Annotated in this window: 14 protein-coding genes; all 14 read right to left on the bottom strand. The window is 52.9% G+C overall.

The genetic code is table 11. The features are described 5' to 3' along the window. Positions 1-455: 455 nt before the first annotated feature. A complete protein-coding gene (locus ACESTR_RS01555) occupies positions 456-1,664 on the bottom strand; it encodes a site-specific integrase (RefSeq protein ID WP_004303986.1) in 1,209 nt (402 codons plus the stop codon). A 630-nt stretch (positions 1,665-2,294) separates the two neighbouring features. Continuing rightward, the gene (locus ACESTR_RS01550) at positions 2,295-2,894 is read right to left on the bottom strand and encodes a DUF6549 family protein (protein ID WP_004293548.1); all 600 of its coding nucleotides are present in this window, start codon (positions 2,892-2,894) and stop codon (positions 2,295-2,297) included. Continuing rightward, a complete protein-coding gene (locus tag ACESTR_RS01545) occupies positions 2,887-3,093 on the bottom strand; it encodes a hypothetical protein (protein WP_004293549.1) in 207 nt (68 codons plus the stop codon). The genes ACESTR_RS01550 and ACESTR_RS01545 overlap by 8 nt, the downstream gene beginning before the upstream one ends. A gap of 22 nt (positions 3,094-3,115) precedes the next feature. Beyond that, on the bottom strand, positions 3,116-3,415 hold the full coding sequence (locus ACESTR_RS01540) for a hypothetical protein (protein WP_004293550.1): 300 nt from the start codon (positions 3,413-3,415) through the stop codon (positions 3,116-3,118). A 4-nt stretch (positions 3,416-3,419) separates the two neighbouring features. Continuing rightward, positions 3,420-3,578 (bottom strand): hypothetical protein, encoded by a 159-nt coding sequence (locus ACESTR_RS01535; protein WP_008672755.1) that lies wholly within the window; start codon positions 3,576-3,578, stop codon positions 3,420-3,422. After that, on the bottom strand, positions 3,559-4,080 hold the full coding sequence (locus ACESTR_RS01530; protein ID WP_004293551.1) for a hypothetical protein: 522 nt from the start codon (positions 4,078-4,080) through the stop codon (positions 3,559-3,561). Before ACESTR_RS01530 ends, ACESTR_RS01535 begins: the two co-directional genes overlap by 20 nt. After that, positions 4,049-4,411 (bottom strand): hypothetical protein, encoded by a 363-nt coding sequence (locus ACESTR_RS01525; RefSeq protein WP_004293552.1) that lies wholly within the window; start codon positions 4,409-4,411, stop codon positions 4,049-4,051. Before ACESTR_RS01525 ends, ACESTR_RS01530 begins: the two co-directional genes overlap by 32 nt. Then, positions 4,408-5,175: a PolC-type DNA polymerase III gene (locus ACESTR_RS01520; protein ID WP_004293553.1), complete on the bottom strand. Its 768-nt coding sequence runs from the start codon at positions 5,173-5,175 to the stop codon at positions 4,408-4,410. The genes ACESTR_RS01525 and ACESTR_RS01520 overlap by 4 nt, the downstream gene beginning before the upstream one ends. A gap of 6 nt (positions 5,176-5,181) precedes the next feature. Then, positions 5,182-7,290 (bottom strand): DNA polymerase III subunit alpha, encoded by a 2,109-nt coding sequence (locus ACESTR_RS01515; RefSeq protein WP_373178704.1) that lies wholly within the window; start codon positions 7,288-7,290, stop codon positions 5,182-5,184. 72 nt (positions 7,291-7,362) lie between these two features. Then, the gene (locus ACESTR_RS01510; protein ID WP_004293555.1) at positions 7,363-7,899 is read right to left on the bottom strand and encodes an HNH endonuclease; all 537 of its coding nucleotides are present in this window, start codon (positions 7,897-7,899) and stop codon (positions 7,363-7,365) included. Then, positions 7,899-8,441, bottom strand: a complete 543-nt coding sequence (locus ACESTR_RS01505) for an HNH endonuclease (RefSeq protein WP_004293556.1) — start codon at positions 8,439-8,441, stop codon at positions 7,899-7,901. Before ACESTR_RS01505 ends, ACESTR_RS01510 begins: the two co-directional genes overlap by 1 nt. Beyond that, positions 8,434-9,201 (bottom strand): DNA-methyltransferase, encoded by a 768-nt coding sequence (locus ACESTR_RS01500; RefSeq protein WP_004293557.1) that lies wholly within the window; start codon positions 9,199-9,201, stop codon positions 8,434-8,436. Before ACESTR_RS01500 ends, ACESTR_RS01505 begins: the two co-directional genes overlap by 8 nt. Continuing rightward, complete coding sequence (locus tag ACESTR_RS01495; protein WP_004293558.1) at positions 9,167-10,924, bottom strand: PHP domain-containing protein; 1,758 nt, start codon at positions 10,922-10,924, stop codon at positions 9,167-9,169. Before ACESTR_RS01495 ends, ACESTR_RS01500 begins: the two co-directional genes overlap by 35 nt. Then, positions 10,921-11,961 (bottom strand): toprim domain-containing protein, encoded by a 1,041-nt coding sequence (locus tag ACESTR_RS01490; protein ID WP_004293559.1) that lies wholly within the window; start codon positions 11,959-11,961, stop codon positions 10,921-10,923. The genes ACESTR_RS01495 and ACESTR_RS01490 overlap by 4 nt, the downstream gene beginning before the upstream one ends. Positions 11,962-12,489 lie beyond the last annotated feature (528 nt).

The following is a 12,489-nucleotide window of genomic DNA, read 5'->3' as shown; positions in this document are numbered from 1 at the left end:
TACTCAACAGTTTATCGCCTTGGCGGGATTTTCCCGCACTATTTCAACGACTTGTTTTTTAAACTCCAATGGTTGCTCTCTGAAGTTTGGCAAAACATTTTTTCGGTTGCATGATTCCTGTCAAATCATTCCGTCTCCTGTCTGTCTCTTTTTAAGAAAAATACCGTTCAGGAAAAGACCTGGTTTTCTACTGTTTATTTTTTGAACGGTAATTTTTACTAAACAAATCGCAAATGCCCGCTTAACGGCTCATCTGTTTTTTCATTCTGACGGACAATAAATTTCGTTAATCGTGAAGCGCTTATTTGATTTTTGCGTATCTTTGCACTTGCAAAATACTTCTCTTAAAAAGAGATGTTTTAAATTGCACAACTTTTCAGTTTCTATAGCCATTTTCCGAATGGCTTTTTTGCTGTCCGTACGGTGTGCGGGTATTATGCAAATCTTTCTCCCGATTACAGTGATTTTAGAATAAGGCTGTTGGCCTTGTCCACGACCGATGTGTCTAATGAGGCAAGGTAGATACGCGTGGTATTCTCCGAATCGTGTCCCATCGCTTCGCTGATGGTGGAAATCGGAATGTTCTTGCTCTTTGCGATGGAAGCCCAGGCGTGGCGCGCGACATAGCTTGTCAGCGGTATGGCAAGCCCTAACTGCCGGCCTATTTTTTTCAGTTTGTCATTGACAAGATGGGCGGCGTTCTTGTATTGCTTTCGGGCATCCGTATCCATATCCCGGATGATCGGCAGCAGATAAGGAGTCGCGGACGTATCGTACTTGCCGACAATCTCCTGCATGGGTTTCTCCCACTTGATAAAAAGCTGCTGTCCCGTCTTCTGGCGGCGATAGACCAGAACTCCGTTCTGCAAATCCTTCTTTTTCAGGTAAGCCATATCCACAAATGCCATTCCCCGGGTGTAGAATGAAAACATGAACAGATCTCTCGCATAATCCAGCACAGGACTGAGCGTCAGGTCCAGATCCCGTATCCGGCGGATTACTTTCAGCGGGACGGCACGTTTCACTGTTTTGTCCACGCCCGTATAGACATGTTTGAAGGGATAGCGCTGCACGGTCAGTTCCCTTTCCACCGCACGGTTATAGATGGCGCGCAGGTTGCGCATGTAAAAAGAGGAGGAGTTCGGGCAGACATTGATGCCTTTCAGAAAGGTCTCGTATTCCACCATCAGGTTGGAGTCCACTTCCTCGAACAGCAGGTCCCGTTCGCCCCGGAAACGCAAAAAACTGTTCAAGGCGGTCGTATATGTTTCGGCCGTGCGCCTTTTGCCTATCTTTTTCAGTTCCTGTATGAGTTGTCGTGCAAAGGAAAGGAAACCGCCACAGTCGGCCGGAGAGGAGAACACTTCCACCACCTTGTCGGCGGTATATCCCGTGTCGGAACGTTCGAGCCGTGCGATGACGCTCCGGAGCCGGGACAGGTCGTCTGCTATGGCGGTCTTCATGGAGAGCAGGTAATTCCTGCGTCCCTCTTCTGTGCCGGAAGCCACCACGACCTCGGAAATGCCGGCATCCCATTCCGAAGGAAAAAGCCTGTAGCCGGTATGCAATTGTCTTACCAGACGGTTGTGAATCACTTGATAGTAGAGCGAGCCTTCCTTCATCTCGACGGAAGAGGCCCGGAATTTAACTTTTACTGTTGCCATATTACTTAATTTTCAATGATTGATATTCTGTCATTAAAGAATATGGCAAACAGTCTGGCAAGGATGTAGTCCGGAAAAATATTACTATAATAATGTTTCTCAATCGTAAAATGAGAGAAAATCCACCTTGCTTAACATTTCTTTACTTCGATATGGCGGAGACATGAAAGAATGTCATTATTGCACGGAACGGAAGAGGTGCGCGCACTGCATGCCTCTACCTGTTATGGAATGGAAAGATATAGAAATGGTGCGCTTGATGAAACGGAAAGCCGGTCCCGCCAATCTTCATTTAATATCCGGACATGGCCGGATAAGTCATCGGTAATGCAGAATTGTTGCAATGTTTCCTGTTCGGCGCAGGCTGCCGGAAACAACCGTATAGCTGTACAGATGGCAGGATTTACCGGCACAATGGGTCTGGCGGATGTCAAATCTGTGGATTGGATGGTTTTCCAAACTACTGTTCTGGACCAGGCCCACTCGTGCCCGTTATAAATGGCCATATCAGGCAACGGGCTAAAATATTCCGGACCGGGATGTATCTGAAACCATCATTTGAGATACATCCCGGTCCGGAGTAAATGTCGCTTCAATCAACACACCCTATCCAACGCTTGCAGTCCACCATCATTTTTTGTCTATCTTTATATATTCCGAATACCTGATTTCCACATACGGGTTGTTGCTGGATATGGTCTGACGGATAGCTTTGACCCTCTTCCAGAACCACCATCCCTTGTATTCCACCCATACAGCCTGGTTAAGCGTCACGGGTATCTTTATGTCACCTTTGAGACGGTTCTCTTCAATCAGTCCGCTAAAATGTATATGCGGCGTGACCATCTCCACTTTCTGCCGCAGTAGCGGGACGGTATCACGGACAATGAGCGTGTCGCGGACGGCGGCGTCTATCGGTGCTTTCACCTCGACCTCATGCCGGGCCGCCGCTTCGAGATTCCTGATTTTCACGCCGAGCCGCCTGATGGTTTCGGCATCCTCGGCACGGAACTCCTCATACTCGTCTATGGTCAGCCGCAGTGCCTTGGCATCGAGGGCCATCGTCGCTGAATCGGTCCGCATCCGCTTCACATCGGAAAGCAGGGCTGTGCTGTTCATGCGGAAACGGTCGCGTTCTTCCGTGAGGCGTATTGTCCACCGGTGCTGCAACCAGAGGATGCCGCCGAGCAGCAGCACGGTTATCAGAAGTGTTTTGTCCAGCCTATTCATATGTCACGGATTTTTCGGGAATGAACCAGACAAACTCATCCATGTAGGCCTCTTCCAACAGAACCAGCCCGCCCTTGTTTTTCCTGTCTTCACCGGACAGGTCCTCCACGACCAGCCCTCTCCGGCCGGCCAGTCCGCCAAGCTTCATGCGGGAAAGTTCCGGAGAAGCGATGATTTTCACATAAGTATTCTTTGTCATAACCGGCAGTTTAAAAATCGGGTTATTTATGCAGGTTCTGGCATTTCAGCAGCTCCCGGATGTCGGCCCGGATCTCGTGCAGGTCATTCTGCACCGTGTTGAGCTGCATCATGGTCGCCTCGAACACGGACTTGTCCAGCTTCATGGCGTTGATGCGGTCATACTGGTTCTTGATTTCCACTTCCAAACCGATACATTTGGTCTCCAGTTCTGCAATCTGGGCCGTGTTGTTCACATGCTGTATGTACAGTGTCAGCGAGAACGAAAGTACCACGACGATAATCTTGAAGTACTTCACTACAAATTCCTTGAATTGTTCCATATCATTATTCCATTAAAAGTGAGAATGCCTCCCTGATGGCCCTTATCAGAACCTCAGCCGCCGCGCTGTCCCGGAATCCGTAGATGACCAGCGCGACCATTATCACCAGATATATCCACCAGGCAATTTCTTCCCTGGTGACTTTATGTTTCCTTTTCACCATCTGTCATAGGGTTTTGGGGTACGATCACATTGAAGATGACATTGCCGTCACTGCCCTCGATGCGCAGGCGGTTCTCCTCCTTGTGCCTGATGGGGAAGATATCCATCAGCGCCTTGGCGGCATTGACCGACACGGCCCTGAGCGGCGCAGGGGAAAGCGGCACTCCGAAACGGTCGGTATAGTCCGAAGTGGCCGTCTCGTCCATGACGGCCTTGAGGGTCTCGGCCACCTGCAGCTTCACGGCCATCGTCTCCATCTCGAACCGTTCCGAGGAGAGCAGCGCCTTGATATGCGCCAGCACATGCGGTTTGTTCATCAGGTAATTGGCCGAAGCGTACGGATTCTTCACCGTATCCTCACCGAATACCTCCACAAAGCATTTTTTCGGCCGTCCGGCATACTCCAGCCCGCCGTTCACATAGAGGTTGCAGAATTGCAGCTCCTGCTCCGTGAGCGGTTTCTCTTCCGGCCTATCCTGCGTGTTCGCTATCTTGTCTGACATCGTTTCTTCCTTCCTTTTCTGAAAGAGTAGCGGGTTTGTGTCCCGGAGGTTTTACAAAACCCGCCTTTTCGTTGCATAACAATTGTTCCATTAATGCGTCATAGAATACCTGGGCCAACGCATCGGCACACGCCTCCGCGTCCGCCAGCGAGTTGATGAGCCGCAGGTTGAACTTGATTTCCAGGTCGTAGCCCGATATGAACGCCATCAGTTCGTTCCCGTCATAGCCCAGCGCCCCGTAGGTCATCCGGTCCGCCGTGCGGAATGTGATGGTCTCGGGAATCCGTTCCCGGTCAATGCCTGGGGCTTCCTTATTCGTGTCCATACTCATATCTTGAAATATTTACGGGTTTTCTCTTTCTTCTGCATGGCGGTTGCCGTCCCTTCCGTCTGGCGCAGACGGGAGGTATAGACCCCCAGGATGTCGAGCGTGGCCGTCACGTCGGCAGCCGCATCGTGGGCATCGTCCAGTTCCACGCCCAACCTTGAGGCTACCAGTTCCAGTTTGTACGAGGTGACCTCCGGATCGGCGGCAAAAGCCAGCCGCCCCAAGGCAAGCGTGTCGATGTAGTGCGGCTGGAAGTTGCCGTAATAGTCCCTGCTCCCGGAAAAGGTCTTTTCAAACTCGGCGGCCAGTCCGGCATAGTTCACCAGCTGTTGCAGGAATCCGATGTCGAAGGCGATGTTCTGTCCGACCAGCACGGGCTTGCACTGGTTGCCCTTCGAGAGGGTGGCGCGTTTGGCGAAGGCGATGACTTCTCCGGCCACCTTCTTCATGTCCATACCCTGCGTGCGCAGCATCTCCATGGTAATGGCGGAATAGTCCAATGCCGCCTGTTCGTACTTCATCGGGACATATTCCTGTCCTTTCGCCTGCTCATGGCGGGTACGCAACACCTTGCGCCGGGGAAGTCCCGCGTCCTGTTTCCCGTAGGGGGCGATATACGCCTGGTAGCGGTCGAATACCTGCCATGTGTCGAAACGGACGGCCTGCAGGGCGATCTGCGTGCAGGCGCATTCACGGCAGTCCAGCCCTCCGGTCTCGAAATCCAGCCCGATGCCTACATATATTTTCTGTTCAGTCTGTGGTGCCATATCTTCTCAGGATTGGATGAATAACAATGAGTTCTTATAGGTCTGCAATGTATTGCAGCCGTTGTAGTCGCTGTAACGGATGACGGCCGTGAGGATGACCACCCGGTCCTTAAGCGACTGGATCTCGGTGCGGTGCTCCATGTAATAGTCGTTCCAGCACACGCACTCCGCCAGGCGGTTGTTCTGGGAGAGTGTCAGCCTGGCGAAACGCTTCCGGCTTCCCGTCTCCCTGTCCTTGTAGGTATGCTCGGCTACATCCACCACCGTGGCGCAGACAGCCGCACGCCTGCCGTCATTCTCGTCCCGTGCCACCTCGTCCAGGGTCAGGTAGGAGGCTTTTCCCTTGACCTGCCCGCTGGCTTCCGAATTGTCGAAGATGCGGCGGTAGTCGATGCTGCCGATACCCGACACGGCAATCTGCTGCTGCGACCAGAAGAAATGCCGCCCGCGCATGTCCTGCGGGAAGTCCTTTTCGGAAAGGGAGAATCCCAGTTCACGTGCGGCGCGTTCGAGCAGCGCGCAGCGTTCGGTAACCGCCCCGACTTTTTCGATGCGGTCGAAGCATCCGGCAAGGATCATGTGCTTGACATGCCGGGCGTTCACGGGGACTTTCACGGCCTCTTCCGCGTTGTCGGGATCGTCCCAGTAACTGTATTTCTTGAGCTTGTAACGGAATATGCGGTGGATGAAGTTCTCGATACCCGTATATGCCCCGCCCCGGTCGCGTTCCGTGACGATGTATTCCACTGTCCTGAGGCCGACCTGCTTGATTCGGGTAAGCGACCAGAAGATTTCATCGGTGGCATAGTCGGTGAAGAACTCCGTCCCGGAGCGGTTGATGTCCGGCGGCACGATCTTGGCCGGCGAGCAGCGTTCCATCTCCGCCATCAGCGAAGGAATCTCCTTGTCGTCCGCCCATTGCAATGCCACGGTATAGAACGCCGACGGGTAATTGGCCTTGAGCCATGCCCCGCAATAGGCTGTAAGGGCGTATGCCGCGGCATGGGAGCGGTTGAACGAATATTTCCCGGCCACCTCTATCTTGTGCCAGATTTCCTCCGCCTCATAGTCCGGGCATCCGTTCCCGACGGCTCCGGCAATGAAATCCGCCTTCAGCGTGGACATCAGGTCGGCTTTCTTCTTTCCTATGGCCTTGCGCAGGAGGTCGGTCTTCCCGAGGTCGAATCCCCCGAGCGTATGGGCGACGGACATGAACTGCTCCTGGTAGACCATGATTCCGAAAGTGTTCTTCGTCGCTTCATAACAGCCGTAGTTATAGACCGGGGCCACCTCGCCACGCCTGAAACGGACATAATCATCGGTGGCGCCGATGTCGAGCGTGGCGGGGCGGTACAGGGCATTGACGGCGATCAGGTCCTCGATACACTCCGGCTGTACATCCTGGATAAACCGGGTAATGCCCGGTGAAGAGAACTGGAACACATTCTGCGTGTTACCGTCCGAGAGCAGCCGGTAGGTCTTCCCGTCTTCCAGCATATCCTGCGTGATACGCCCGATGGTGAGTTCCTGCCCGAAATTCCGGTTGACCAACGCGATGACGGCACTCAGTTTGGCAAGTTCCTTTGTCGCCAGCACATCCTCCTTCAACAATCCGATCTCATCGACCGAATAGCCGTCGAACTCCGATACCAGTGCCCCGTCCATCTTGCGGACCGGCAGGAAATCGAAGCATTCGGCGGGCCTGCCGTCCCGCGTGTCCGGTGTGACAACGATGGCCGAGGCGTGTATGGAGGCCGCTTTGGGCTGTCCGAGCAATCCTTGCACGTCCTCGATGACCAGCGGATAGGTCTGGATAAAGTCCCGAAGTTTTCTGTTGGAGGCAGCCTGTCTGAACAGTCCTGTCCAGTCCGTGCCGTCATCTATCATGGCGGTAATATAGTTCACGATGGAGTGAGGCACGCGGTGTACGCGTGCCACGTCCTTCAAGGCGGCTTTCAGTTTCATCGTGGTAAAGGTGCCGGCGGAAAAGACACGCTGGCGGCCGTCCGCGTTGTACCGTTCTTCCAGGTAATCCTTGATCTCCTGCCGCCGGTCGGAGGCATAGTCGACATCTATATCCGCCTTACGGGAGGGCGGAATGTCCGCCCTCCACAAGTCCTTTCCCCACGAACGAATCCATTACGGTGAATGCTTCATTCGCTTTTTTAATTGTTACGTTTGTCACTTTCATTTTTTATACTTTTTATAGTGGACGATATCGCATATCGTCTGTTTGCAAACCTTGAATTGTTCAGCCAGTTCATTTTGCATGACTCCCGACCGGTGTAACCGCCTGATATGATCCGCTTGTTCATTTGTCAGTTTGGCGTTCACACTGTTCTCTCCATAATCATCCCTGAGTTTATGCACCATAGAATGCATGACGTTTTCTTGCCTGGTACACATTTCCAGGTTGTCACTTCGATTATTGTGCTTATTGCCATCCTTATGATTAACCTCCTTTGCCGCATTCCAATCATCAAGAAAATGTTCTGCGACAAGTCTATGGATTAATTTTTTACATATTTTTCCGTCAGAGGCCAAAGAAACATTGTAATACGGGGATGTACCCCCGACCCACGGTTTGATGATTTGTCCGTTCCTCCAATATTGGGATGTGGCATTACGGACATATCTTCCGACACTTCTAATTCTACCGCAGGAGCTTACTTGATAAATTCCCTCGTAATGATGAATATCTTTCCAAATTTCTTCCTCGTCCATTATCGTATATATTTCTTGTATCGTATTATCGCGCTTACCGTCTGGCGGCTGACGCCGTACTGTTTTGCCAGGCTGTTCTGGGAAGCCTGGCCGGAAGAATATCTCACCCGTATCTCTTCCGCCTGCCCGTTGGTCAGTTTGGCATTCACGCTTTTTTCGCCGTAATCCCGTTTGAGGCCACCCGCTATGGCATGTTCCATATTCCGCTGGTGCGTACACATCTCCAGGTTATCCGCACGGTTGTTGTCGCGGTTCCCGTCGATATGGTTCACCTCCAGTCCCGGATTCCAGTCGGGCAGGAAATGCTGTGCTACCAGACGGTGCACGGAGAACTTCTTCCCGACACCGCCCTTGTAGAGCCGGACACAGTCATAGAGCGAAGTCGTCCCGCACCAATGGCACATAATGCGTTCGGGTTGTATCCAGGTAATGCCGTCATGCGAAACCTGCCGTTCCAGACTCTTGACACGCCCGAGGTTGCTGATCCTGTACTTTCCTTCATAGTTCTTGATATCCACCCAGATTTCCCGGGTGTCAGCCATGGGTTATACGGTTTAGTGCTGTCTGAAAAATTTCCCGGTCTATCTCCACGCCGACGAACCGGCGTCCCGTATTCCGGCAGGCCACGGCCGTGCTGCCGCTGCCCATCGCAAAGTCGAGGACGATGTCCCCTTCATCGGTGTAGGTGCGTATCAGGTATTCCAGCAGGGCGACAGGTTTCTGTGTCGCGTGCAGGCAGGAGCGTTGCTTGTCGGTCTTGAACTTCAGCACGCTGCGCGGATAGCGTTCCGTGGATATGTAATCCCGGAAATTGTCGTGCTTCCGGTATATCTCGCCGGCATCGCATTTCCGCTGGTGTTCGGCCATCACGACCTTGCGCCTGTGCCCGTCCGTCTTGATCGGATGATACTTCGGCAACCTGTCGTAGAAGACCAGAATGTCCTCGTGCGCCTTCATCGGCATACGCCCGGCATTCAGGAAGCCTGTCGCCTGCGTCTTCTCCCATACCCAGGCATACCGCAGCCTGCGGAGATTGGAACTGCCCAGCAGGCTCGTAAAAGGATGCTGGCAGAACAGCAGTACGGGAGTGTCGGGCCTGGATATGCCCTGTACGGCATTCCACATCCCGGGGATGTCTATCACGGCATCCCACCGGCAGTGTGTCGTACCGTATGGAGGGTCTGACAATACCATGTCGGCGGTGATGCCTTCTTCAGCCAGCAGGGGCAGCACATCGAGTGCATCGCCCCGGTAAAGGTCGCAACCGTCATAGGGACGGTGGTGTTCGTAGGTCGGATTCATGGGTTTCGAGTTCCTTTAGGTTCCACAAGCAATCTCGGCGGTCAAAAAGGATTTCGTCGCCACACATCAATTCATCTGCGTATATCGTCCGCTCTTCTCCGTTACGGATTACCCGCATCCGGGCATCCGTGCACAGACGGTAAGTCTTGCCTTCAGATTCCATCTCCACATAGCGTTCGCCCTTGCCGAGTGTGATGTCCGGGGCAAGCACCGTCAGTTCGTCTTTCCAGCTGAGCCCGCAGCGTTCCGGCACGAGGAAGCGCGAGAAGATAAGGTCGTATTTCAGCGGGTCGATGGAGGTTATGCCAAGCAAGTAGGAAACCAGCGAGCCCCCGGCGGAACCGCGACCTATACCAGTTGCGATGCCTCTCCGGTGCGCCTCCCGCACCATATCCCACTGCACCAGGAAATAGTCCACATTGTCGGTCGATTCAATGATATAGACTTCCTCGTCCAGCCGTTCCCGATAGCGTTCCCGCTCCGGTTCCGGCACTTTCCGGTCCAGCCCGTCGTCAAGCAGTCGGAGGAACATCGTACGGCGGTCACCATACCGTTCCCGCTCTTCCGGTCGCATACGGTATTCCGGCATGAACATTCGCCCGGTCTCGAATGAGGCGTCCGCACGTCCGGCAATCTCCACCGTGGGACGGCACATGCGCCTAAACAGGGAATCGAAGTCCCATTGCCCGGAGAACAGAGGACGGAGCGTGTCATACAATTCATCCGCTGTCTTGAAATACTGGTCATCGCTCTGTTCATGGGCGGCTCCCGTGGCAATCTTGTTCACCACGATTCTGTACCCTGCATCGTCCTTGTCCATGTAGTAGCAGTCCGGAATCAGGACTGGTTCTACTGTAAATGAATCCGTGTCGGCATCATAACAGTTGCCGAAATAATATTTCAGGGCTTCTAGTTGCTCCCTGTCGATGCGGTCCGCCTTGTATTCGTTGGCGTCGACCTGGTAATAGACCGCTTCGGCACCTTTCCGGATACGCTTCACCTGTTTGGGGTGTCCGGCCATCCAGTAGACGGAACGGATGGCGAAAACCACCACACAACCTGCGGCATACATCAGCAGCTGTTCATAGCGGAGGGTGTTGTCTTCCGAATCGACCATGACGGCCCGTTGGATGCGCAGCAGATTATGCAGCCCCTCGTTATCCAAGGCATAAATCTTCAGCCCGACACGTTCTTCTTCGTGCATCATTGTCAGCGAGTAGCCGAATATATGTTTCAGCCCGGTATTGGCGCACTCCTTCTGAAGGTTCAGCGTGGCGGCCATTGTATTGCGGTCGCAGATGCCGACAGCCGTATGCCCGAGCCATTTCGCCTTGCGGCACAAATCTTCCGGCGAGCAGCAGGCGTTCAGCAGCTCGTAGGAGGTATGGATGCCGAGGTTCACGAAAGGTACATCATGTACCGGAGGCTTGGGCCGGCCGATATATTTCAGCAGGTTGAAACGGAATTCTTCCCGCAGGTCATAGTAGTACCAGTTCCTGCCGAACGGGAAGGCCACATGGAAGATTCCTTCTTCCATCAGCACATCCGGACTTTCCATCAGGTTGAACACGAGCTTGTCCCCGTCGCCGCGGAAGATGGATTCCACTCCCGACAGGTCGGCCGTGAAAAGCCGCCCGAAGCCGGGAATATCCACCACTTCCGTATCGACCGGGATATAGGTTATCCGTTGTGCATCGAGCCATGAGAAAAGTTCCTGTATCATCTTTCCTGTACTTTTTTGAGTTTGTATTCAAGGACGGACAGCAGGCGGCAGGCGAAAATCCCGTAGATTTCCGCTTCCGTGAGTTCGTCCCAGTCTTTGGCGGCATCAGCAATGTCCGCGATGAAAACCTCGAAATAGGGTTTCAGCCGTTCAGCCGTCCGCTTTACCGACTCGACGGCATCACCATCGTAACCGATGACTACGGTTCTGACGCCTTTCGATTGCAGCTTGTAGATCTGTACATCGGATATTTTCTTTCCGAAAGTGGCCACGGCTGCGACATGGGAATTGTCATAGAGTTCGAGTCTGCGGGTCAGGGCGATGACATCGAAAATACCTTCCGCGAGGATGACCGTATCGGTTTCATCCATACGGACGGCATCGTAGTTATAAAGGAGTCTGGAAAAGTCGTTTTCCGTGGAGTTCCGGTAACGCAGGATCTTGTACCCGCCGCTATGTCTGGTCTTGCGGTTGTGGGCGTCTATATCCTCTTTCGGCCAGGTATGGCGGGAGACATAGCCGACAACCGTACAGTCATCGATGACCGGAAAGACGACATAGTCCGCGTAGCGCGGATTGAGCCTGCCGGTTATCCCGACCGGGAAATACTCGTAATCGTCGAAACAGAAGCCGCGCCGCTGCAAATACGGATGCCGGAAAGTGCGCTTGTAAAAGTCCGGCAATTCGACCGGCACCAGTTCGTCGTCTATTTCTTCCGCCTCGTCCTTCTCCAGCAGGTGCAGGTTCAACGGTGCGGCAATGTCAGCTGTCTGCAAAACCATCAGGTCCATGCGACCGATAGCCGCCAGAAGTTGCTCCAATGTACGGGTGGATGCCCCGCAGGAGAAGCAGTGGGCCATGAAAGGCCGGCGGTGGGCAGTCGCCTTGCCGATGTAGATACCGAACTTACCGCCCGACTTTCCGCAGAACGGGCAGCGCGGAACGATAAGGTTCTTACCGCTCCCGTCCCGTTTGGCACCCGTCTCGCGGGTTATCTCCGAAACCAGATATTGATATTCCTGTACCGACAGTTCCATATTAAGGTATAGTCGTGACCGCTACAGGTTGGTTTGAAATGTTTGGAAAAAGAATCCGGATTAGCCCAATAAAAATAGACCGGCAGAATCATGGAAGGTCTTTCCACCCAAAGGAAAAGAGAAATTGTCTTCCCGGCTGGACAAAAAATGACTGCTTTTGTCTAATCGATAAAACAATATATAAATAAGGAGATTGATAATCAGCATTGGCTGATTATCAGGTGTAGAGATGTACTTTTCTAAAATGATCACTCTCTACATAAAAAAAGCGTATTTTTTGTGCAGTACAATAAACATACTGAATGAAAAGTATCGTTTTCCAATTACTACAAATAACGGATTTGTATTTGCGAGGTCATTCGAACTTTCCTCGAACAAAGGTCGTATGATATCTCGAACGCCAAGACCCGTGAGCGGAAACTGAAAGCCTTGGAGGCGGCAGAGGAATTGAAATGTGAAAACCTGCTGTTGATAACATGGGGAACGGACGATATGGCGGAATACAAAGGGCATACAATAAAAATCGTA

Source organism: Alistipes sp. DJF_B185, from assembly GCF_964250025.1.
GTDB lineage: Bacteria > Bacteroidota > Bacteroidia > Bacteroidales > Rikenellaceae > Alistipes > Alistipes finegoldii.
Note: the sequence above shows the minus strand (reverse complement) of the source record. Positions and strands in the feature narration are given on the sequence as shown.